Genomic DNA, 22,820 nt, shown 5'->3' with positions numbered 1-22,820 from the left:
AATCATTTCACGGCAAGGCGACAGATTGTTGCTGTGACAATATGTCCCATCCTTTCTCGCGCAGGACGCGGCGAGTCAATCAATTTTGACGTGGAAGCTGATGATTTTTCAGGCTTTATTTTGCGTTGCAGCGAGCATCCATTGGCGGAATGCGGTCAGCTTCGGCGCTTCGCGGCGGCCCTCGGGCGCGACCAGGTAGAAGCCGGCGTCGGCGGGCAGCGCGATCTTAAAGGGAACCACGAGGCGGCCCTTGGCGATGTCGTCCTGAACGTAAGAGGTCCGTCCCATCGCCACGCCGATGCCGTCGATCGCGGCCTGGATGGTCATGAAAATCATATCGAAGGTGATGCCGGGCTGCCGCGCGATATCGGCCGGCAGGCCCGCCGCGGTCAGCCATAGCCGCCAATCGTCGCTGTTGGCGTTCGAGGTGTGCAGCAGCGGATAGCCTCGCAAATCCTCCGGTTGGCGCAGCGGCTTGTCGCCGCGCAACAGCGACGGGCTGCACACCGGAAACAGCTCGTCCGCCATCAGCCAGTCGGCGCGCAGGCCCGGCCATTGGCCGCGGCCATAGCGGATGGCGGCATCGACATTGTCCCGCTGGAAGTCGACCAGGCTGGTCGAGGTGGTGATGCGCACGTCGATGCCGGGATGGCTTTCCTGGAAATCCGTCAGCCGCGGCAGCAGCCATTTTGCCGCGAGCGAGGCCAGCGTCGAGACCGTCAGCACCTTGTCGTCGTCCTTGCGCAGCAGACGATCGGTGGCCAGCCGGAGATCGTTGAAGGCGGCGCGGACGCCCGGGAGGTAGTCGCGCGCTTCCGGCGTCAGCGCCAGCGCGCGGTTCTGCCGGATGAACAGGCGGATGCCGAGCTCCTCCTCGAGCCTTCGGATCTGATGGCTGATCGCGGTCTGCGTCACGTTCAGCTCGGAGGCCGCCAGCGTGAAGCTGAGATGGCGCGCGGCGGCCTCGAACGCCCGCAATCCGTTGAGGGAGGGCAATCTGGCAGTCATCTGGCAGCAGGATACATGACGTTAATTCATGCGAATGGGTACAAATTGTCGTTTGTCGCAGTGCACTAAGAGGAAGATATTAGCAGTGAAGTTAGCTCAAGGAGCTTCAAATGTCTACTTTGACCCATAATTCGATGACAAATCATCATGCGCCAAGCCTGATCCAGCAGATCGGCGAGGCACTTCATGTCTGGCACGAGCGCTACCGCACCAGGCGCGAGCTCGCCCATTGGACCGCGCGCGATCTCCACGACGTCGGACTGTCCTGGTCCGATATCGCCTATGAGGCCGACAAACCCTTCTGGCGGGCCTGATTGGCCGCCAGGCCGGCGCCGCCTGATGACAGGGGCGCCGGCGGTCCCTTTTGTGAAGGGCTCGTATCATGAGCACTCTCCGCCTCGAAGACCTCAAGCAATATTCGGACACGCTGCGCACCCGCGATGGCACGGCGCTCGACGTCCGGTTCGTCGAGCCGCGCGATACCGAGGAGCTTCAGCACTATTTCCGCTCGCTCTCGACCCGCTCCCGCTACAACCGCTTCTTCGGTGCCATCAGCGAACTGCCGAACGGCCTGCTCCACGACTTCCTGCAGATCGGTGAGCGCGAACGTTTCACCGTGGTCGCGACCATGATGGTCGACGGCTTCGAGACCATCGTCGCCGAAGCGCGCTATGCGTTGCACGCTGAAACCGCGACGCTCGAATTCGGCCTGTCGGTCCATGATCGCTGGCAGGGCCGCGGCATCGCCACAGCGCTGATGAAGAACCTCGAATGCCGCGCCGCCGCGCTTGGCGCCGAGCATATCTTTGGCGACACGCTGCGTTCCAACGAGACCATGATCTCGCTCGCGCGCAAATCCGGCTTCGCCTTCGTCACTCACCCCGATGATTGGAAGCTGGTGCGCTTCGACAAGGGGATCAGCGTCGCAGCCAAGGATATTCCCTGCGCCAGCTGGCGCCTCGCCGCCCTTTCCCGTCAGGCCGAAAGCCCCTCAGCCTCGGTTTGACACAACTGCAAGCCCGGCCTGGTTTTCAGTGCCGGGCTTCTTTTGCCTTCTCGCTGTCATTGGATGGGCGAGCTGTTTCCACACCGTCACTCCGGGGCGCGCGTAGCGCGAACCCGGAATCCATTTCACCAGGCGTTTTGCGGCTCGATGGATTCCGGGCTCGATGCTGCGCATCGCCCCCGGAATGCCGGGCGAATGCCGCTACTTCCCCGTGAACACCGCCTTGCGCTTCTCGATGAATGCCTGCACCGCCTCCTTGTGGTCGGCGGTCGTGGTGAGGCGGATCAGCCGCTCGGCTTCGTGGTCGCGCGCGGTTTCGAAGTCGAACAGCACGGCCTCGTCGAGATTGTCCTTCATGTAGCGCAGCGCCAGGCGCGGGCCTTCGGCGAGCGACTTCGCCAACGCAAAGGCTTCGGCCTGCAATTTGTCGTCAGGCACGACGCGGTTGACGAGGCCGATGGCCTCGGCGCGCGCGGCATTGACGCGGTCGCCGGTGAACATCAGCTCCCGCGCCCGCGCAGTCCCGACCAGACGTGTGAGCAGCCAGGCGATTCCGTAATCACCGCTCAGCGCGATGCGGGCATAGCCGGTGGCGACGAAGGCCGATTGCGCGGCGATGCGGATGTCGCAGGCCATGGCGATGGCAAGCCCGGCGCCGACCGCGGGGCCGGGCAGGGCGGCGATGGTCGGCTTGCGCACAGACACCAGCGCGCCGGTGAGCAGCCGCTGCCGTTCCTGCAGGTCGGCGATGCGATCTTCAAGCGGCATCTCGAGCTTTGCCTTGTCGCGATGCGCGCCCATGCCCTTGACGTTGCCGCCGGCGCAGAACGCTTCGCCCGCGCCGGTGATCAAGAGCGCGCCGACGTTGCGATCCTCGCCGCAGCTCCGGATCATCGTGCGCAGCGCCGGGGTCAGCGCATCCGACAGCGAATTGCGCGCCTCCGGCCGGTTCAGCGTGATGATCGCGACGCGGTCGCGGATGACGCAGAGGAGCTCGTTGGTGCCGGTGTCGATCGTGGTTTCCGTGGTCATGTCGCTCCCTACTCTTGTAAGGTGGGCAAAGCGAAGCGTGCCCACCATTTCAGCATCCGGTGTTCGTGAAGGTGGGCACGGCGCTATGCGCCTTTGCCCACCCTATGACCTCGTCTTCAAAACTTCTCCACCCAGGGCCGCAGCTCGAGCTCCCAGCTCCAGGCGCTGCGCGGCTGCTGCAGTACGTTCCAATAGCTCTCCGCGATCGCATCGGGATCGAGCATCGAATCCGGCTTGTCTTCGGCTTCCGTCCTCGCCGCACTGCGGATGCCGCCGTCGATGACGAAATGCGCGACATGGACGCCTTGCGGCGACAATTCGCGCGCCAGGCTCTGCGCGAGGCCGCGCAACGCGAACTTGCCCATCGCGAACGAGGCCGACTGCGCGTAGCCCTTGACGCTGGCGGAGGCGCCGGTGAACAGGATCGCGCCGTGCTTGTTGGGCAACATGCGCTTGGCCGCCTGCTGCGCCACCAGGAAGCCGCCATAGGCGCTGATCGCGATGGCTTGCGCGACGTCGGCCGGAACAAGGTCGACGAACGGGCCGCGGGTGCGGCCGCTGGCGTTGTAGACCACGACGTCCGGCGTGCCGATCTCGCGCTCGACGAGGCCAAACAACCGCTCGACCTCATCGGGCTCGGTCGCGTTGCAGGCATAGGCCCTGGCGCCGGTCTCGCTACAGAGCGCGCCGAGCTTCTCGATCTTTCGCGCGGCAAGCGCGACACGGATGCCCTGCTTGGAGAGCAGTCGTGCCAGCGAGGCGCTCAGGCCTTCACCGGCGCCGACGATGAGAGCGATCTTGTATTTCGGATGTTCCATGGCGTGATCTCTCGGAGACAGGGAGCCGCTGATCTATGCACGGTCCGGGCTGACGGCCAGCCGCGTTGGTCACAATTCCGCAGAGCGAATTGCTCCTTCAAAGCGCTCATGCCTCCCTGACAATTTGCGGCTTTATCGCTTCTCGCGCTTGGAGCATGATCGACATCATTCAACGCGGCAAGCGCCAAATCAGCGCAAAATGTTCGCAGGGGTAGGAACGAAGAGGACGATCATGCACAAGCCGGTCACAGGGCAGGCAAGACATGTCGCGGCCGCACCATCCGGCCTGCTGGCGCCCGATACATCAGGCATGAACTTCTACCGCGCCGACCCCGCGCTGGCCGACCTGTTGCGCATCCACCTGCCGGACGCGCTGTTTCGTCACATCGAGCCGCATCTCGACCGCCTCGGCGCGCTCGCCGGAGGTCGCCTCGACGAGTGCGCGCGGCTTGCCGACCGGCACACGCCGGTACTGCACCAGCGCGACAAGTTCGGCCGCGACGTGCAGTGGATCGAGTATCACCCGGCCTATCGCGAGTTGGAGAACGCCGCGTTCGGCGAGTTCGGCATCCACGCGCTTTCGCTCCGCAAGGGCATCATGGGCTGGCCGGACAAATACCCTGTCGTGGCCAAGCACGCCTTCACCTTCCTGTTCAACCAGACCGAATTCGGCATGGGCTGCCCGATCAACGTCACCGACGGCTGCGCCAAGCTGCTGGCGAATTTCGGCAGCGAGGCGCTGAAGGCGAAATATCTCGACGGCCTGACCTCGACCGACATGAGCAAGCTGACCCAGGGCGGCCAGTTTATGACCGAGAAGGAGGGTGGCTCCGACGTCGGCACGCTGACCACGCGCGCGGTACAGGAGGGCGACCATTGGCGGCTCTATGGCGAAAAATGGTTCTGCTCGAACGCCGACGCTAAGGTCGTGATGCTGCTGGCGCGTCCCGAAGGCGCCGGCCCCGGCACGCGCGGCGTCGGCCTGTTCCTGATGCCGCGCTTCCTCGACGATGGCTCGCAGAACCACTACCGGATCGTGCGCCTGAAGGACAAGCTCGGCACGCGCTCGATGGCCTCGGGCGAGATCAAGCTGGAAGGCGCCATCGCCTATGCCGTCGGCAAGCTCGACCGCGGCTTCGTGCAGATGGCCGAGATGGTGAACTCGTCGCGGCTCTCCAACGGCGTCAAGTCGACCGCGCTGATGCGCCGCGCCTATCACGACGCCATGACGGTCGCGACCAACCGCGTGGTGTTCGGCAGCCGCATCATCGACCTGCCGCTCGGCCGGCGGCAGATGCTGAAGATCATGCTACCGGTCGAGCAGGCGCTGTCGATGAGCTTCCTCACCGCCGACGCGCTCGACCGTGCCGAGGCCGGCAGCCAGGATGCGGCGGCATTGTTGCGCATTCTCACCCCGACGCTGAAATTCCGCGCCACCCGTGATGCGCGAAAGGTCTGCGGTGATGCGCTCGAGATGCGCGGCGGCATCGGCTATATCGAGGAGTTCGCCACACCGCGCCTGCTGCGCGACGCGCATCTCGGTTCGGTCTGGGAAGGCACCGGCAACATCGTCGCGATCGATGCGCTCAGGCGCGCGGTCGGCCGCCATGGCGCGGAATCCGCGCTTGCGGCCGATCTGCATGCCCGGCTCGATGACAGCGCGTCAGTGCCGCAGGCCTGGCGCGACAATCTGCGCGGCCTGGTCGATCGCGCCGTCGGCTTCGCGCGCGAGGTTGCGGGGAAATCCGAGAACGAAGCCGATGCGCGTCGTGCGACGAGCCTGCTCTATCATGTCGCAAGCGCGGTCGCGCTCGCCTGGGAGGCGCACCGCATCCACGAGATGCGCGGCGATGCGCGCCGGCTGCTGTTGTCGCGGCTGGTGATCGATCATCGGGTGGCACCGAGCGATCCGTTCCGGCTCACGGAAAATGCCACGCAGGCCAGGCTCGCCGCGCTGCTGCTCGGCGAACGCTCAGCCGGCATGAGCGAGGTTGGCGAACTGGTTCTGGCGGCGTAGGCTGCACGCCACGATCAAACCAAGAAACGCGACAGGGAGTGCTCGATGAAGGCCGCCGTCCTCTATGAAGTCAACCAGCCGCTGGTCATCGAGGATGTCAGCCTGCCGAAGCCCGGTCCGCGCGAAGTCCTGATCCGCACCACGGTCGCCGGGCTTTGTCACTCCGACCTGCATTTCATGGAAGGGCTTTATCCGCATCCGCTGCCCGCGGTGCTCGGCCACGAGTCCGCCGGCGTCGTCGAGCAGGTCGGCTCCGATGTCACTTACGTCAAGCCGGGTGACCACGTCGTCACCTGCCTGTCGGTGTTCTGCGGCACCTGCGACAACTGCACCACCGGCCGCACCGTGCTCTGTACCGACACCACCGTGAAGCTGCTGCCGGGCGTCTCAAACCGGATGCAGTGGTCCAAGCCCGAAAAGCTGCACCAGTTCCTCAATCTCTCGTCCTTTGCCGAACAGATGCTGGTGCACGAGAACGCGATCGTCAAAATCCGTAAAGAAATGCCGCTCGATCTCGCCGCGCTGATCGGCTGCGGCGTCATCACCGGCTATGGCGCCGTGGTGAATACTGCGAAAGTGACGGCGGGTGAAACCGTGGCGGTAATTGGCTGCGGCGGCGTCGGCATGGCCGCGATCAACGGCGCCCAGATCGCAGGCGCCGGCCGCATCATCGCCATCGACACCAATCCGGCCAAGCTCCAGCTCGCGACCAAGCTGGGTGCGACCGACATCGTCAACCCCGCCGACGGCGACGTGGTGAAGCAGGTGCGCGACCTCACCAATGGCGGGGTGCATCATTCCTTCGAGGTGCTTGGCCGCAAGGAAACCGCTGAGCAGGCGTTCGGCATGCTCGCCTCCGGCGGCACGGCCACCATCGTCGGCATGATCCCGTTCGGCCAGAAGATCGAGCTGCACGGTTTCGATTTCCTGCGCGAGCGCCGGATCCAGGGCTCCTCGATGGGCTCGAACCATTTCCGCGTCGACATGCCGCGACTGGTCGATTTCTACCTGCGGGGACGGCTGCATCTGGAGGACTGGATCTCGGCCAAGTTGAAGCTGAGCGAGATCAACGAAGGCTTTGCCAACATGAAAGCCGGCAAGACGCTGCGTAGCGTGATCGTCTTCGACAGCTAGCGCAACGGACGCCGTCGTCGCCGGGAGCTCGAGTCAACGCGACGCGGCGAGAGCGTCGGCCGAGGCGCAGCGCGTCTCCTTCACGAGCAGCAGCGTCATGGCCGTGGCGAGACCTGCGACGAGCATATAGGCGAGGGATACGTTCAGGCCGGGACCCGCGAACAGCAAATAGGAGAACGATCCCGCGGTCGATGCGGTGAAGCCAAGCCAGGCAAACCTCGCAAAGCGAAATCCAATTTCGCCGTGGCGTAGATCGAGCACGAGGTACAACACGAGAACGGTGTTGCAGAGCGCCGCCGGCAGCAGGCCCATGACGATCCCGCTCTCGAATGCGAGATAGGATAGCACGCCATCCACCTGGGCGATCACCGCGAAGGGCAGATACCGCAGATTGAGGCAGGCCAGGGCGATGGACGCGAGTTCGAACGCATAGAAATAGCGCTCGTGCATCTTCGGAAGCAGGTAGGGCATGAGGACGAACGATACGCACGCGACGAGCAGAATGAACTCCGGGCCCGTCCGCTTGGACTGTGCGATGAAGATCGACAGGGCAAGTCCGCTCGCCGCTGCGAGCACGAGGCCGGCGGCAACTCCGACCGCGTACGGCGTTACGCCGGCGAATACCCAGACATTCGCTGCATTCATCGTGAGGCGGTGAAAGGTGTGAGCCTGGTCGAGATAGACCCCGAGCACGGAGACCACGGATCTGCCGGCGACGAGAACCGGAATGGCGAGGACCGCATAGACTGCCGGAATTGCGGCAAGCCATGCCAAATGGATCCTGCGACGCAGGATCATGCCCAACACGAACGGCCCCAGGAAGACGCCCTGGGCCTTCACCGAACAGGCGACTGCGAATGGCACAACGCCGTTTCGGTCCCCCATGAACATCGCCACGGAAATCAGCGCGAAGAAAGCCCAGATCGAATCGGCCTGTCCCCACATGGCCCCGTTGAAGAGCACCGTCGGCGCAAGCCACACCGCGCAGAAGGCCAGGGACGCGCGCAACGGCACGCTTGTAACGCGCCAGACCATCCGGGCCACGACAATCGCGCAGCCGACCTCGAAGATTGCCGAGATCATCTTCACGAGGGACAGCGGCTGGCCCAGCCAGTCAAATCGGGCAGCGATCAGCAGCAGGTAGCTGTAAAACGGCGTGTAGTTGGTGAAAGCCTCGGCCAGCCCGCCAATGCCATGATCTCGCGCAAAGGTATACCAGGTGATGTACTCGGCGGCGTCGGCGGTCGCGTGTTCCCGCGCGAGGTAACGGAGCACGATGCCCAGAAGCCCGCATCCGATCGCTATGGCAATCGGAGTGCGCCATCTCTCGGGCAGCGTCTCGTCCGGATTGGCGCGATGATAGGGATCGCGGAGCGCGCCTATCTCGATTGTGTCCTTTATCACGCAATCACTCTTGCTGGATTTGAGCGGTCGCCTTCACCAGGCTCAGAAGCACTCCGGATTTCGCAACGCGCCCCCCGCGACTTCCTCTTTGAGGGGGGCTGCCGTGACCTGCAATGTCTAGTGGCGAACAATTGCCAGCCGGATAAACGTCAGATGTGCGGTTGGCACATCGCTCGGGAAAAGATTGTTTGGTTAGCGATTGATTTATGGGCAGCAAGCAATCCAGGAATGTCTCCGCGGATGCAATCCGGATTGCTTGGTCGCAAGGGCTCCTCACCCCGACGGGGAGCATTAATCGTCGAACATTTTCGGCGGCGTGAACCCGCCGAATTCACGCTCGATTAGCTCGGCAAGCTTCAGCGGCGTGCGGTCTTCGAGGAAGGGGCCGATGATCTGGACGCCGACCGGCAGGCCCTCCTTGGACAGACCGAGCGGAACGGCCGTGGCCGGCAAGCCCGTCAGCGTGGCGATGCCGGGCCAGGCAAGCTGGTCCGGATAGACATGGTCCTTGCCATCGATATTGATCCGGCGCTTCTCCTGCTCCGGCGAATGGTCATGCGGATAGGCGGGGGTCGGCATGATCGGACAGATCACCGCATCGAATGTCCTGAACAACTGCCGCCACTGCGCGCGCAGCCCGGCGCGCGCGCCCTCGTCGAACACCCAGGCCTGATGGGTGCTGGTCATGCCGCGCAGTCGTTCGGCGGCAAGGCTCTTGTCGTCGGTTGAGAGCTGCGCCGCGCCGGCCCGCGCGCCGGCGAGGATGTCGGGCGGAAAGAAGGCGCCCAGGAAGCTCATCAGCATGCGCATATAGAGGCGCGTGGCCTCGCGGAAGTCGGGAAACAGCGGGCTTTCGCGCGCGACGCTCGCGCCGGCGCCCGTCAATCGCCCGGCCAGCGTCTCGATCGCGCCGCGAATGTCGGCATTCGCGGGCAACAAGGGATGACTGTCGATCACGAGCAGGCGGAAATCCTTCAGCTTGTCGTGGCGTGCATCCGGCAGCGCGAGCTTGTAGCCGACGCCGAGGTCGATCGGATCGGGACCGGCCATCACGTCCAGCAGCAGCATCAGATCGGCCGCACTCCGCGCCATCGGACCGATCACCGCCATATCGCGTTCCATCGGGATCGCCGGAAATGGCGGCGGCGTATGGCCGCGCGTCGGGCAGAGATTGTAGGTCGGCTTGTGCGCATAGACACCGCAATGGAATGCGGGCACGCGCAGCGAGCCGCCGATGTCGGATCCGAGCGAGAGCGGTCCGTAGCCGGCCGCAAGCGCTGCCGACGAGCCGCCCGATGAGCCGCCGGGCGTGCGGCCGAGATCGTATGGATTGTTGGTCGTGCCGTAGATGTCGTTGTAGCTCTGCCAGTCCCCCAGGCCCACGGGAACGTTGGTCTTGCCGAGAATGACGCCGCCGGCGTTCTTCACCCGGGAGATCGACAGCGCGTCCTCCGTCGGCTTGAAATCCTTTTGCGGCGTCCAGCCCCAGGTCGTGGGCAGGCCCGCAATGTTGAAGGATTCTTTCACCGTGACGGGCAGGCCGAGCAAGGGCTTGCGCTCGCCGCGCGCCAAGGCGGCGTCCGCATCGCGCGCGGCACTCAGCGCGCGGTCGAAATCGCGCACACAGATCGCGTTGACCTTGCCGTCGTGACGCTCGATGCGGTCGATGGCATTCTGGGTAAGCTCGACCGCGGAGACCTTCTTTGCGGTCAACGCGGCCGACAGTTCGACCGCGCTCTTGAAACTCCATTCCGATCTCGCCACGGCGCTTCTCCTGCTCTTGTTGTCGGAGGATGATGCGCAGTTTGTCCGAATGCTGCAACGGCTGTTTGACCGCGATTGACGCGACCTACGCCGCCCCGATCAATATCCCCACCGCCAGCACGATCGCGCCGCCGAGCACGATCTGGAATACGGCCTGGAGGAACGGCGTGTCCATGTACCGCGCGCGGATGAAGGCGATCGCCCATAATTCGAAGAACACGACGACGCCGGCGATCGCGGTCGCGATCCAGAACGCGTTGGCCCAATGGTCCGGCACGAGATAGGGCAAGGTATGGCCGAGCCCGCCGAGCGTCGTCATCGCCCCGCAGGTGAGACCACGCAGCCAGGGCGAGCCGCGGCCTGTCAGCGAGCCGTCGTCCGAAAGCGCTTCCGCAAACCCCATGCTGATGCCGGCGCCGATCGAGGCGGCAAGACCGACGAGGAAGGTCTGCCAGTTCTGGTGCGTGGCGAAGGCCGCCGCAAACAGCGGCGCCAGCGTCGAGACCGAGCCGTCCATCAGGCCGGCGAGGCCCGGCTGCACGTATTGCAGCACGAACATGCGGCGGTTGGTGCGATCCTCCTCGGCGCGGACGTCGGAATTCAGGATCTCGCCGGTCAGCTTTGCGGCGGTCTCCTCATGGGCCTTCTCGGCTTCGGCGAGATCGCCGAGCAGGCGGCGCACGCCGACATCCTGGGCCTGTTGGGCGGCCTTCACATAGAAGCGCTCCGCCTGCATCTCCATGGTCTCGACTTCCCTGCGGATGGCGTCGAGCGACAGGTTCTTGGTCAGCCAGACCGGGCGGCGGCGCAGGAATCCCTTGACGTCCTCGCGCCGGATCGGCGGCAGATGCGGGCCGAAGCGCTGCTCATAGAGTTCCAGCAGCATATGGCGATGGCCGCGCTCCTCCTCGGCCATCTGCTCGAACAGCTTGGCAGAGTCCGGATAGCGTTCCTTCAGGTCCTCCGCGAAGGTCATGTAGATACGGCTGTCCTCCTCCTCGGAGGAGATCGCGACCGCAAGCACCTCGCGCTCGGTCAGGTCGGCAAAATTCTTCACGGTGGGCCTGTTTTGATAGTTTAGAATTATTCTAAACTATATAGGGCGCCTCCGTTTCCGGGTCAAATCAGGCCGTGCTGGCCCTGGCGAGGAAGTCGAGCAGCAGCCGGCTTACCTCGGCGGGTTGCTCCTGTTGCACCCAATGGCCGGCGCCGTCGACGAGGTGGCACCCGAGCATCTTCGTGCAGCCGCGCCCCTGCATCGCCTCGAAGGTGCCGGGGCGCTGATAAGTGCCCCAATCCTGCTTGCCCGAGATGAAGCATGAGGGCACGTCGATACTGCGGCCCGCGAACAATTGCATCTCGCTGTTGAGCATGCCCGTGGTGCCGTAGCGGTACCATTGCAGCCCGCCCTGGAATCCAGTGCGGCCATATTCGGCGGCGTAGTAGGCGAGGTCGCTATCCGGCAGCCATCGATTGGCGGCGATCGCCGCGGCCGACGGCATCTCCTTCGCGACCGTCTCGGCCATGGTCTCGCCGGCATCCATCACATAGTAAGTCGGCAGCTTTGCCAGCTCGCCGGCTGACCACGATTTCAGCGGATACGGCTTGTTATCGGTCCAGTCGGCGCTCTTGTGATGATAATAGGCGCGCAGGAAATCATGCACGCCCTGCGGCGCGTGCAGCATGTCCGCATTGGCCGGGCGTGTCGAATAGTACCATTGATAATGAATGCGCGCGCGCGGCAGCGCGGCGAGCTCGCGATGAACAGGGTCTTCGGCGGGCGGCTTTGCCGGTGTGTCGACCGTATTGAACGGCAGCGTCGGCGCTCCGCCGAACGGCGCGCTCATCAGCGTCACCGAGCGAAATACGTCGGGCCGGATCAGTGCGCACCATGCCGCAACCGGGCTGCCGAAATCGTGCCCGGCCAGATCGACCTGCCTGTAGCCGAACGCCGACACCAGGGCGAGCGCGTCGCGCACGAGGTTGAGAAGCGAGAACGGCGTGAGGTCGCCGTCATAGTCCGCTGTCCAGCCCGTGGTGCGGCCATAGCCGCGCTGGTCCGGCGCGATCACGTGATAGCCGGCAGCAGCCAGCGTCGGCATCACCTTGCGCCAGGAGAAGGCGAGCTCCGGAAAACCGTGCAACAGCAGGATGCAGGGACGGCCCTTGGTCTCGAAGCCCGCCTCGAGCACATGCATGCGCAAGCCGTTGATGCCGTCGACGGTGCGCGAGCGGATTCCGGCGGGCAGGGGGATGTCGGGGAGAGCAGTCATGTTTGTTTCCTCGTCATGGCGGGGCATAGCCGTCCGAAGGACGGCGTCGCTTCCGCTCGCCTATGTCCCGGCCATCCACGTTCTTCGTTGCCGATGGATTGTAAGAACGTGGATGCCCGGGACAAGCCCGGGCATGACGTGGTGATCGGCAATCCTGCTACAGCGCCGCGCAGACGAAGCCGCTGCCCTTGCGCCTGATCTTCCCCACCGATGGCGAGGGGAAATGCGCGGTGCAGCACAGCGTGTCGGTGTCGCAATAGCGCTCCAGGAAGTTGCGGCGTGTCGTTGCCGCCGCGGCCGGGTCGACGTCAAACTTCACCGACATTTCCGGATAGAGCGTCTGGATCGGCGAGTGCATGAGATCGCCACTGAAGACAGCGTCGTCTTTGCCGCGACCAAAGGTGAACGCGACGTGGCCGGGCGTGTGGCCCGGCGTCGGCAGGATGCGGACGTGGTCGCCGATTTGATGATCTTTGCCGACGACTTCATGGCGCTTCGCCTCGACCACCGGCAGCACGCTATCGACGAAGGGCGGCACAGGTGCCTTCGCATTCTGCTCCGTCCAGTAGTCGAACTCCTGCTTGCCGAACACGTAGCGCGCCTTGGGGAAGGTCGGCATCCAGCGGCCGTTCTCCATTCGCGTGTTCCAGCCGACGTGATCGACATGCAGATGCGTGCACATCACGAAGTCGATGTCGTCAGGCGAAAAGCCCGCGCTCGCGAGTCCGCGCAGGTAGGTGTCATCGGTCTTCATGTTCCATTTCGCCCGCTGCGGCCTCGGCTTGTCGTTGCCGATGCAGCTGTCGACCAGAATGGTGTGATGCGGCGTCTTGATCACATAGGACTGGAAACACAGGATCAGCGTATCCTGCTCGTCCAGCGCCTTTGCTTGCTGCATCCATGCGCGGTTCTCCGCCAGCACCTCTGGCGTCAAACCCGGCAACATCTCCAGCGCCGGCAGGAAAGTCGTCTCCTGCTCGATGATGCGATGGATGGTGAGATCGCCGACCGAGAACTTCAGGCTCATGAGGACTCCAGTTGCTTACGCTGCCGGCGGCACCGAGATCTTGACCGAGGGCCGCTGCAGCATCTTCTGATGGAAGGCATCGAGCTTCGGATAGGCCTTGCGCCAGCCGCAATCGGCGAAGCGGAAGTCGGCATAGCCGAGCACGCAAACGAGGCCGATCTGCGAGATGTCGAACGGGCCGTTCAGAACCTCAGGCATGTTCTCGAACCGCGCCATGCCGGTCCACGCCCTGTTCCAATGGTCGTCCGACCATGCCTGCCATTGCAGGCCCTGCGGCCGCACCATCTTCTCGTAGCGGCAAAGCAGCATGGAATCGAGCATGCCGTTGAGCAGGGAATGATTGGTCTTGGCCTTCCAGCGCGCGGGACCGTAACCGGGGATCAGGGCGCCGCCGGCGATTTCGTTGAGATATTCGACGATGACGTAGGAGTCCAAAATCACGTCGCCGTCATTGGTGATCAGCACCGGCAGCTTCTTCAGCGGCGTGATCTTGGAATAGTCCTCATTGGCCGTGCCCGGCGCGACGCTTGCGGGCGTGAATTCGATCTTGTCGATCAGCCCAAGCTCGATCGCAGCGATGCGCACCTTGCGGGCGAAGGGCGAAGCGGGGGAAAAAGAGAGTTTCATGGGAAATAACCTCTATCCAGACAGACGGTCCTCATCCTGAGGAGCGCGCCCCTTGGCGCGCGTCTCGAAGGATGGCAGCGGGAGGTGTTCTCTCGTCACCCGGCGCGAACGTCGGGCGACTGTGTTCTTGGCGCATCCTTCGAGACGCGCGCTTTGCGCGCTCCTCAGGATGAGGGCGGACCGCTTACGCCGCGATAATCTCCTGCCTCTGCTCGCCGAGGCCCTCGATGCCGAGGGTCACGACGTCACCGACATTGAGGAAGGTCGGCGGCTTCATGCCGAGGCCGACGCCGGGCGGCGTGCCGGTGGTGATGACGTCGCCGGGCAGCAGCGTCATGAACTGCGAGACATAGGAGATGCACTTGGCCATGGAGAAGATCATGGTCTTGGTCGAACCGGTCTGGCGGCGCTGGCCGTTGACGTCCAGCCACATCGACAGGTCCTGCACGTCCTTGATCTCGTCCTTGGTGGCGAGCCAGGGGCCGAGCGGGCCGAACGTGTCGTGCGACTTGCCCTTGGTCCACTGACCCAGGCGCTCGGTCTGGAAGTTGCGCTCGGAGACGTCGTTGCAGACGCAATAGCCGGCGACGTAGTTCAGCGCGTCGGCTTCCGAGACGTACTTGGCGCGGGTGCCGATGATGGCGGCGATCTCGACTTCCCAGTCGAGCTTGGTCGAGCCGCGCGGCTTCTCGACCGCGTCGTTCGGACCGGACAGCGAGGTGTTCGCCTTCAGGAAGATGATCGGCTCGGTCGGGATCGCGGCGCCGGTTTCCTTGGCGTGGTCGCTGTAGTTGAGGCCGATCGCAACGAATTTCGAGATGCCGGTCACGGGGGCGCCGAAACGGGGCTTGCCGGAGACCCCGGGCAGCGAGGCAGGATCGAGGCCTGCCAGCTTCTTCAGGCTCTCGGGCGAATAGGCCTCGCCGGTGAGGTCCTTCAGATGCGCCGACAGGTCGCGCAACTGGCCGGATTTGTCGATCAGGCCGGGCTTTTCCGCACCCTTTTCGCCGTAACGAACAAGCTTCATTCTCGTTTCTCCCTGGAGATTGGACCGATCGGTTAACAGCTTCATGGAACAGGGCGCCGGGAAATTCAACCGCCCAGAGAGGGGCGCATTGCAGCCCTCGAAATTCGGTAGGCGGGACCAGTCTCGTGCCCCGGCTCTGCGGAGCAGCGTTGCACGCTGCACCGCGTCCGGGACAGGGGATCATCCAAGCGCCACAAACCTGAAGGCGTCTCCATCCCGCCTGATATGTCCGGCCGAAAAGTGCCCGCCGATCACCAGCGTCGGCGTGTCGGCAAAGCGGCCGAACAGCGTTGCCCGCGTCGCAGCTGACTGCGTCTGGTCGGAATCCGCGGTCGAGGACCAGTCGAGATGCGCCATCTGGCATGGGTGATGGGCGACGTCGCCAGTCAGCAGGCCCTGCTCGCCGTCCGATCGGATGAGAATGCTCATATGGCCGGGACTGTGGCCGGGGGTCGGGATCATGCTGATCTCTTCGCACAGCTGATGATCGTCCGGGATCAGATCGGCCTTGCCGGCATCGACGATCGGCTGCACGGAATCATTGAACACCGCCGCCTTGTCCGGCTCGGTCGAATGCTCGCGCCAATGCTCGTATTCGGTCCTGCCGAAAACGTAGCGCGCGTTCGCAAAGGTCGGCACCCACTTTCCGCCGACCAGCTTCGTATTCCAGCCGACATGGTCGACATGAAGATGTGTGCACAGCACGGTGTCGATGCTTTCAGGGGCAAAGCCCGCCGCGGCCATGGTCTCCAGGAACGGCGTGGTACGGCTGTTCCAGGTCGGCACGTTGCGGCCCTGCTTGTCGTTGCCGAGGCCGGTGTCGACCACGATGCGGCGCGACGGCGTCTCCACCACCAGCGAATGGATCGACATTTTCAGCCGGCCCTCGTCGGTGGCGAAATGCGGGATCAGCCAGGGCAGCTTCTGGATCTCGGCGTTATCAGCGAGCGGCAGGATGAAGCGGGTCGAGCCGACCGTCTCCAGCTCCACAACTTTGGTGATTTTGACCTGCCCGACCTTCCACTGCATCCGGCGCCCTCCCATTTTATTGCTTTGGCGCCGAAACATGCGGTTTTCCGCCATAATCCGCAATGGATCATCTGACGCGATGCGGCGTTATCGCGGGAACCGGAGGAGAGCCATGCCAGAGCTTGCAATATCGGCTGAAAAGCTCGCGTTCATCATCGAGAAGGCACGTGAGTTCGACGTCAAGGAAGGGAATTCCGATCCGGATTCCGGCTCCAACCCTGGCGATGACGATGCGCTCGATGTCCTGGAGGACGACGGCTCCGATCCCGTCGTCCAGGAGCTCGGCGGCTTCATCATCGCCTTGAACGAGGACGAGCAGCTTGATCTCGTCGCGCTGACCTGGCTCGGCCGCGGCGACGGCACGATCGACGATTGGGATGATTTGCGCGCCCGCGCGGTGGAGGCGCGAGCTGAGTACGGCAGTCCGCGCCGCGAAACCGTGCGCTATCTGCTCGGCGACCCCATGCTGGGCGATCTGCTCGCCAACGGGCTCGACGAATTCGGCATCGACTGGACCGACGAGCGCACGACGGCCGATTCCTCCGCTCCCAGTCAGCAGGACGAAGACGAGCCGACAAAGCAGCGCTGATGATCGGGCTCTGACGCCTTCCCATCGTCATGGCCGGGCTTGCCCGCCTGCGCGGCCGAAGCCGCTTCGGCGAGGCGAAGGCCCGGGCATGACGATCTTCTGTGAAATGGCCGTTGTGGATGCGATGGTGGATTACAGCGTGCCCGGGAAAGCGCCGCCATCCAGCAGGATGTTCTGGCCCGTGATGAAGCCGGCCTTGGCACCGCACAGGAAGGCGCAGGCGTAGCCGAATTCGTCGGGCTGGCCGAAGCGGCCGGCGGGGTTGAGCTTGGCGCGCTCGGCCAGGATCTGCTCGGGCGTTGTGCCGCGCTTGTCGGCTTCACCCTTAGCGGTGCTGGTCAGGCGATCGGTCTCGAACGGGCCGGGCAGCAGGCCGTTGATGGTGACGTTGTTGATCACGGTCTTGCGCGACAGGCCGGCGATGAAGCCGGTGAGGCCGGCGCGCGCGCCGTTGGAGAGGCCGAGGATGTCGATCGGCGCCTTCACCGCGGCCGAGGTGATGTTGACGATGCGGCCGAATTTGCGCGCCATCATGCCGTCCACGGTCGCCTTGATCAGCTCGATCGGCGTCAGCATGTTGGCGTCGATCGCCTTGATCCAGTCGTCGCGGGTCCAGTTGCGGAAATCGCCGGGCGGCGGGCCCCCGGCATTGTTGATGAGGATGTCGGGCTCGGGGCACGCCTTCAGCACCGCCTCGCGGCCGGCCGGCGTCGTGATGTCGCCGACGATCTCGGTGACCTTCACGCCAGGATAGGCTTTCCGGATCTCGTCCGCCGTCTTCTTCAAGGCTTCGGCGCCGCGCGCGGTGAGCGTGACGTCGACGCCGGCCTCCGCCAGCGAGATGGCGCAGGCACGCCCGAGGCCTTTGCTGGATGCACAGACGATGGCGCGGCGACCTTTGATCCCAAGATCCACTGTTTCACTCCCGTAAAATGCAGGCAGGTTTTGGATGGCGGCACTCTAGCCAACATCGGCGCCGCTGATAAGGCATGGGCCCGCGTCAAAATGCATGGCGCCCGGCGCGGCGATGCAAATGCGCTCTAGATCCGTCGTTCCTGCTTGAGGCGGTCGATCGCCGAGGCCGCCTCCGGTGGCAGCGACTTGAAGCCCATCTGACCCGCCGTCGAGAACAGCGGCCGCAGATATGAGCCGGCGAGGAAGGGCGGCTGCTTGTTGGCCGGCACGATCTGGTCGAACACCAGCACCAGCGTGGTGGCGACGAGGCCGACCCTGACGGCGCCGAGCGCGGCGCCGCCGAGCCGGTCGCCGATGCCGGCGTCGCGGATCGTGTCGTTCAGCGCCAGGCCGCCGATATAGCCGAACAGCATGCCGACCACCACGAAGATGCCGAACAGCCAGATCCAGTTCTGCAGCAATGGCGCATTCGGGTTGCCGGCGATCTGCGGCACGATCAACGGCATCAGCGCCACCGCGATCGGCGCGGCGAGCAGATAGGCGAGGATGGTCATGGCGCTGCGGAGCAGGCCGGTCCTGAAACCGAAGCCGACTGCGATGGCGAGCGCGGCATAAACCGCGAGATCGAAACTGTTCATCAGAAGAAACTCGCCTCGGTTAAACGAATGAACGCCGGACCGATCATTCCGGTTTCAGATCGATAAAATCGTCTGTATTGATGGCTCCAAAAGCTCGAGGGTTACGCCGGGGAAATCGTCATGTCAGGCCTATTCGACGTCAGTAAAGAAACCATCCTCGTCACGGGCGCGAGCCAGGGGCTGGGGCGGCAATTTGCCCGGGTGCTGGCGGCCCATGGGGCGGCGGTCGCGCTCGCGGCGCGTCAGGCCGGCAAGCTGAAGAGCCTGGAGGAGGAGATCCGCGGCAAGGGCGGCCGCGCCGCCGCGGTCGCGCTCGACGTCACCGACACCGCCTCGATCGCGCGGGCCGTCGACGCGGCGGAGGCCGTGCTCGGTCCCGTCACCGTGCTGATCAACAATGCCGGCATCGCCATCGAGAAGCTTGCGACCGAGCAGACCGAAGCGGATTGGGACGCGGTGATCGGCGCCAATCTGAAGGGCGCCTATTTCCTGGCAACGGAAGTCGCACGGCGCATGATCGCGCGCAAGCAGTCAGGCAACATCGTCAACATCGCCTCCGTGCTCGGCACCGGCGTGTTGAAGGCGGTGTCACCTTACGCGATCTCCAAGGCCGGCATCATCCAGGCGACGAAAGCGATGGCGCTGGAGCTCGCCGGCCAGAACATCCGCATCAACGCGCTCGCGCCCGGCTATATCGACACCGAGATGAACCACGCCTTTTGGTCGACGCCGGCCGGCGAGCGCCTGGCCAAACGCATCCCGCAGCGCCGCGTCGGCGCCGAGTCCGATCTCGACGGCGCGATCCTGCTGCTGGCATCACAGGCGTCGCGGTACATGACGGGAAGCGTGGTGACGGTCGATGGCGGGTTCTTGCTGAATTGAACGCTGCTGTCGTCCCGGGGCGCGCGCAGCGCGAGCCCGGGATCCGTAGCCACAGGAAGCAGTTTTGCGAAGATTTGGAGTTGCCTGTTTACCCCACAGGATAGCCTGTGGTTATTGATCCCCGCCTTCGCGGGGATGACAGCGGAGGATGGCGCGACACCGTCGCTCAACTCGCCTTCATCTCCGCCCTGATCATGTCTGCCGCCTTCTCCCCGATCATGATGGTCGGCGCGTTGGTGTTGCCGCCGATCAGCGTCGGCATGATCGAAGCGTCGACGATGCGTAATCCTTCGACCCCGTGCACCTTCAGTGCCGGATCGACCACGGCCATCGCATCCATCCCCATCTTGCAGGTGCCGACGGGGTGATAGACGGTGTCGACGCGCTCGCGCAAAATGTTGCGGATGTCGTCGTCGGTTCGGACGTCGGACGTGAACATGTCCTTCTTCTGCAGCGCGCGCAGCGCCGGCGTCTCCATCAGGCGGCGCGTGGTCCTGAAGCCTGCGACCATCCCCTCGACATCTTCTTCCTCGCCGAGGAAATTCGGATCGATCATCGGCGCCGCGAGCGGATCGGCGCTTTTCAGCCAGACGCTGCCGCGGCTCTTCGGCCGTAGCAGGCAGACATGGCACGAGAAGCCCGCCTCCTTGTGCTTTTTACGGCCGTGGTCGTCGAGCATCGCGATGACGAAGTGGAGCTGGATGTCGGGTACGTCGAGGTCAGGCCGGGTTTTCAAGAAGCCGCCGCACTCGGCAAAATTGCTGGTCATCAGGCCGCGCCGTTCGCGGCGATATTGCTGGATGGCGCGGAGCAGGGATGGCAGCCGGCCGAGCGAGGCATGAACAAAGTGCGGATAATCGGAGGCGTAGACGAACACGAAATCCGGGTGGTCCTGCAGATTGCGCCCGACGCCCGGCAGATGATGGACGGCGTCAATGCCGTGCGTTCGAAGCGCATCGCCGTCGCCGATGCCCGACAGCATCAGCAATTGCGGCGACTGGAAGGCGCCGCCGGCAAGGATCACCTCGCGGCGCGCGCGCAGCTGCTTCGTCTGCTTGCCCTGCAGATATTCGATGCCGACCGCGCGCCCTCCTTCGAACAGGATTTTCGTGGCGTGTGCGCCCGTCTCGACGCGCAGATTCGCGCGCTTGTCCGTGTGAGGCTGAACATAAGCCCGCGCCGCGCTCCAGCGCTCGCCATTGTGCTGCGTCGCCTGGTAGCTGCCGAGCCCTTCATGGTCCTCACCATTGAAGTCGTCGCGGATGCGAAACTGCGCCTCTCGCGCGGCTTGATGGAAGACGTCATGGATCGGATTGTCCGAGCGCAGCCTGTTGACATGCAGCGGGCCGCCCTTGCCATGATACTCGCCGTCGAAATCGGAATTGTTCTCCGAGCGCTTGAAATAAGGCAGCACGTCCGCATACGACCAGCCGGCATTGCCGAGCGAGGCCCAGTGGTCGTAGTCGGAGCGATGGCCGCGGATGTAGACCATGGCGTTGATCGCCGAGGAGCCGCCGAGGCCCCTGCCGCGCGGCTGATAGCCGATGCGGCCGTTCAATCCCTTTTGCGGCACCGTGTCGAAAGCCCAGTTGGCCGCGCCGTAGGGCAGCGCGAGTCCGAACGGCGTGGTGATCCGCCAGCTGTCGTTCTTGCCGCCGGCATCGAGCAGCGCCACGGACGTCGCCGCATCCTCGGACAGCCGCCCCGCCACGGCGCATCCGCCGGAGCCCGCGCCCACGACGACGAAATCGAATGTGTCAGTCACTGATGTTTCCCCCATTGCGAGCTTTTTGTTGTTTCGTCATTCCGGGGCGCGCGTAGCGCGAGCCCGGAATCCATTCACCACAATTGATGCCGATAGATGGATTCCGGGCTCGCGCTACGCGCGCCCCGGAATGACTGCCCCTACGACATGAACCGCATCAATTTCTCCAGTCGCGCGATCCTGCCGCCATAGGGCGGATAGAGATCGGCGAGGCGGTTGAACTTGGAGCGATAGAACACCGGCTTCAGCTTGCTGAACGTGCGAAAGCCCCATTCGCCGTGATAGGCGCCGGTGCCGGATGCGCCGACGCCGCCCATCGGCTGGTTGATTTGCGTGAAGTGAAACAGGCAGTCGTTGATGGTAACGCCGCCGGATATGGTGCGCGCCAGCACCTCGTCGCGCGCGGCGCCGTCCTTGCCGAACCAGTACAGCGCCAGCGGCCGGTCGCGATGGTTGATGAAAGCGATGGCATCACTGGGATCGCCATAGCCGAGAATCGGGAGAACTGGCCCAAAAATCTCCTCCTGCATCGCCGCCATCGCTTCGGTCGCACCGACGATCAGCGTCGGCGGGAATTTGCGGTGGGCCTTCCAGTTCGGGTCGTCCGCCTTCGCCGGTTGCAGGATTTTTGCGCCGCGCTGCGCCGCGTCCGCAACGAGGCCTTCGAGCCGGGCGTAATGCCGGTCCGAGATGATCGAGCTGTAGTCCTTGTTCGAGGGATCGGTGCCGAACATCCGCCGCATCTGCGCGCGCACCTTCTCGGCAAAGGCCTGCAACGCCTGCTCCGGCACCAGCACATAGTCCGGCGCGATGCAGGTCTGCCCGGCATTGAGCAGCTTGCCGTAGGCGATGCGCTCGGCCGCTTCGTCGAGGTCGGCCGAGGCGTCGATGATCGCAGGCGACTTGCCGCCGAGCTCGAGGGTGACCGGCGTGAGGTTACGCCCCGCGGCCTCCGCCACGATTCGCCCGACCCGGGTCGAGCCGGTGAACACGAGGTGATCGAACGGCAGGCGCGCAAACGCCTCTGCGATCTCGCCCTCGATGCCGGTGACCAGCAGCTCGGTCGCATCGAATCGCGCGGCGACCGTCTCCTTCAGCAGGCCTGCGAAATGCGGCGTGAGCTCGCTCGGCTTGATCAGGACGCGATTGCCGGCGGCGAGCGCGCCGATCGCCGGCGCGAGCGTGAGCTGGAGCGGATAGTTCCAGGGCGCGATGATGCCGACGACGCCGAGCGGCTGCGGTATCAGCCGGTTGCGCGCGGGCAGGAATTGCAGCGCGGTCGCGACCCGCTGCGGCGTCATCCAGCTCTTCAGGTGTTTTGTGGCGTGCCGGATCTCGGAAAACACCAGCATCGTCTCGGCGATGGTGGTCTCGACCGCCGAGCGGTGGCCGAAATCGGCCGAGATCGCCTGCCGGAAACGCTCCTCGTTGTCGGCGACCACGGCCCGCAGCCGCGCCAGCCGGTCGAGCCGCTCGGCAAGGCCGGCCGGCGGCTCGTCCCGCGACCGTGCGACCATGGCGTGGAAGGCTTCCTCCAGCGCTCCGATCGGGGCGCTCGTCAGGGATTTGTCCACGGCGTTCCTCCCACGAGGGTGCGTTTCGGCCCTCATCTTGTTGCCGCAAGCTGGCCCTTTGTGGAACTTCTGGCAAGAGCGCGGGGAACGCAGCGGAAATTGGTCGATTCCCCTGTCATAAAGTCGAAAAAAACGTTCCCGCAGCCCTTTCCAAAGACAGCCCGCCTTGATACATACGCCCAGCACCCGACGGGCTTTGCCCCGGGTTGCCTTCCAAGGAAGCCTTTGGGACGGACGAGAAAAGCCACGCGAACAGCGCCGGCCTCAACCAACCGTCCCCGGGATCCAGCT

21 protein-coding genes are annotated in these 22,820 nt (G+C 64.5%); 6 read left to right on the top strand and 15 right to left on the bottom strand.

Annotation, left to right across the window (positions count from 1 at the left end; all coding sequences use genetic code 11):
* Nucleotides 1-108 precede the first annotated feature (108 nt).
* Nucleotides 109-1,008 carry a transcriptional regulator GcvA gene (locus tag CIT39_RS30310; protein WP_094976622.1) on the bottom strand — a complete coding sequence of 300 codons (900 nt, stop codon included), beginning with the start codon at nt 1,006-1,008 and terminating at the stop codon, nt 109-111.
* Nucleotides 1,009-1,118: 110 nt separating this feature from the next.
* Between CIT39_RS30310 and CIT39_RS30305 the strand changes: the two genes are divergently transcribed.
* Nucleotides 1,119-1,322, top strand: a complete 204-nt coding sequence (locus CIT39_RS30305; protein ID WP_094976623.1) for a DUF1127 domain-containing protein — start codon at nt 1,119-1,121, stop codon at nt 1,320-1,322.
* Between the two features lie 68 nt (nt 1,323-1,390).
* Nucleotides 1,391-2,014 (top strand): GNAT family N-acetyltransferase, encoded by a 624-nt coding sequence (locus CIT39_RS30300; protein WP_094976624.1) that lies wholly within the window; start codon nt 1,391-1,393, stop codon nt 2,012-2,014.
* A gap of 201 nt (nt 2,015-2,215) precedes the next feature.
* Here the strand turns inward: CIT39_RS30300 and CIT39_RS30295 are convergent, their stop codons facing one another.
* Entirely contained in the window at nt 2,216-3,046 is an 831-nt protein-coding gene (locus CIT39_RS30295; protein WP_094976625.1) for an enoyl-CoA hydratase, read from the bottom strand.
* Nucleotides 3,047-3,162: 116 nt separating this feature from the next.
* Nucleotides 3,163-3,864 carry an SDR family NAD(P)-dependent oxidoreductase gene (locus CIT39_RS30290; RefSeq protein ID WP_094976626.1) on the bottom strand — a complete coding sequence of 234 codons (702 nt, stop codon included), beginning with the start codon at nt 3,862-3,864 and terminating at the stop codon, nt 3,163-3,165.
* A 232-nt stretch (nt 3,865-4,096) separates the two neighbouring features.
* On the opposite strand from CIT39_RS30290, the gene CIT39_RS30285 reads away from it, so the two are divergent.
* Together CIT39_RS30285 and CIT39_RS30280 are read left to right on the top strand one after the other, a co-directional pair.
* A complete protein-coding gene (locus CIT39_RS30285) occupies nt 4,097-5,881 on the top strand; it encodes an acyl-CoA dehydrogenase family protein (protein ID WP_094976627.1) in 1,785 nt (594 codons plus the stop codon).
* A 45-nt stretch (nt 5,882-5,926) separates the two neighbouring features.
* The gene (locus CIT39_RS30280) at nt 5,927-7,015 is read left to right on the top strand and encodes a Zn-dependent alcohol dehydrogenase (RefSeq protein WP_094976628.1); all 1,089 of its coding nucleotides are present in this window, start codon (nt 5,927-5,929) and stop codon (nt 7,013-7,015) included.
* Between the two features lie 33 nt (nt 7,016-7,048).
* Here CIT39_RS30280 and CIT39_RS30275 read toward each other — a convergent pair whose 3' ends face one another.
* The 8 genes from CIT39_RS30275 to CIT39_RS30240 form a co-directional block, all read right to left on the bottom strand.
* Nucleotides 7,049-8,290, bottom strand: a complete 1,242-nt coding sequence (locus CIT39_RS30275) for a hypothetical protein (RefSeq protein ID WP_244607471.1) — start codon at nt 8,288-8,290, stop codon at nt 7,049-7,051.
* 420 nt (nt 8,291-8,710) lie between these two features.
* A complete protein-coding gene (locus CIT39_RS30270) occupies nt 8,711-10,183 on the bottom strand; it encodes an amidase (protein ID WP_094976630.1) in 1,473 nt (490 codons plus the stop codon).
* 85 nt (nt 10,184-10,268) lie between these two features.
* Nucleotides 10,269-11,240 carry an iron exporter MbfA gene (mbfA, locus tag CIT39_RS30265; protein WP_094976631.1) on the bottom strand — a complete coding sequence of 324 codons (972 nt, stop codon included), beginning with the start codon at nt 11,238-11,240 and terminating at the stop codon, nt 10,269-10,271.
* Between the two features lie 67 nt (nt 11,241-11,307).
* Nucleotides 11,308-12,456, bottom strand: coding sequence for an alpha/beta hydrolase (locus tag CIT39_RS30260; RefSeq protein ID WP_094976632.1), 1,149 nt, complete (start codon nt 12,454-12,456; stop codon nt 11,308-11,310).
* Between the two features lie 157 nt (nt 12,457-12,613).
* The gene (locus CIT39_RS30255; protein ID WP_094976634.1) at nt 12,614-13,483 is read right to left on the bottom strand and encodes an MBL fold metallo-hydrolase; all 870 of its coding nucleotides are present in this window, start codon (nt 13,481-13,483) and stop codon (nt 12,614-12,616) included.
* 15 nt (nt 13,484-13,498) lie between these two features.
* Nucleotides 13,499-14,110 carry a glutathione S-transferase family protein gene (locus CIT39_RS30250; protein WP_094976635.1) on the bottom strand — a complete coding sequence of 204 codons (612 nt, stop codon included), beginning with the start codon at nt 14,108-14,110 and terminating at the stop codon, nt 13,499-13,501.
* 184 nt (nt 14,111-14,294) lie between these two features.
* Entirely contained in the window at nt 14,295-15,137 is an 843-nt protein-coding gene (locus CIT39_RS30245; protein ID WP_094976636.1) for a fumarylacetoacetate hydrolase family protein, read from the bottom strand.
* A 180-nt stretch (nt 15,138-15,317) separates the two neighbouring features.
* Entirely contained in the window at nt 15,318-16,166 is an 849-nt protein-coding gene (locus CIT39_RS30240; RefSeq protein WP_162308760.1) for an MBL fold metallo-hydrolase, read from the bottom strand.
* Nucleotides 16,167-16,278: 112 nt separating this feature from the next.
* On the opposite strand from CIT39_RS30240, the gene CIT39_RS30235 reads away from it, so the two are divergent.
* Complete coding sequence (locus tag CIT39_RS30235) at nt 16,279-16,755, top strand: DUF3775 domain-containing protein (RefSeq protein ID WP_162308759.1); 477 nt, start codon at nt 16,279-16,281, stop codon at nt 16,753-16,755.
* A 132-nt stretch (nt 16,756-16,887) separates the two neighbouring features.
* On the opposite strand, the gene CIT39_RS30230 is transcribed toward CIT39_RS30235, so the two are convergent.
* Nucleotides 16,888-17,670: an SDR family oxidoreductase gene (locus tag CIT39_RS30230; RefSeq protein WP_094892909.1), complete on the bottom strand. Its 783-nt coding sequence runs from the start codon at nt 17,668-17,670 to the stop codon at nt 16,888-16,890.
* Between the two features lie 125 nt (nt 17,671-17,795).
* Entirely contained in the window at nt 17,796-18,308 is a 513-nt protein-coding gene (locus CIT39_RS30225) for a CvpA family protein (RefSeq protein ID WP_094976638.1), read from the bottom strand.
* A gap of 120 nt (nt 18,309-18,428) precedes the next feature.
* Here CIT39_RS30225 and CIT39_RS30220 point away from each other — a divergent pair, with 120 nt between their 5' ends.
* Entirely contained in the window at nt 18,429-19,190 is a 762-nt protein-coding gene (locus tag CIT39_RS30220; RefSeq protein WP_094976639.1) for an SDR family oxidoreductase, read from the top strand.
* 166 nt (nt 19,191-19,356) lie between these two features.
* Here CIT39_RS30220 and CIT39_RS30215 read toward each other — a convergent pair whose 3' ends face one another.
* Together CIT39_RS30215 and CIT39_RS30210 are read right to left on the bottom strand one after the other, a co-directional pair.
* On the bottom strand, nt 19,357-20,955 hold the full coding sequence (locus CIT39_RS30215) for a GMC family oxidoreductase (protein ID WP_162308758.1): 1,599 nt from the start codon (nt 20,953-20,955) through the stop codon (nt 19,357-19,359).
* A gap of 140 nt (nt 20,956-21,095) precedes the next feature.
* The gene (locus CIT39_RS30210; RefSeq protein ID WP_094976641.1) at nt 21,096-22,565 is read right to left on the bottom strand and encodes a coniferyl aldehyde dehydrogenase; all 1,470 of its coding nucleotides are present in this window, start codon (nt 22,563-22,565) and stop codon (nt 21,096-21,098) included.
* Nucleotides 22,566-22,820 lie beyond the last annotated feature (255 nt).

This window comes from Bradyrhizobium symbiodeficiens (genome assembly GCF_002266465.3).
Classification (GTDB): domain Bacteria; phylum Pseudomonadota; class Alphaproteobacteria; order Rhizobiales; family Xanthobacteraceae; genus Bradyrhizobium; species Bradyrhizobium symbiodeficiens.
Note: the sequence above shows the minus strand (reverse complement) of the source record. Positions and strands in the feature narration are given on the sequence as shown.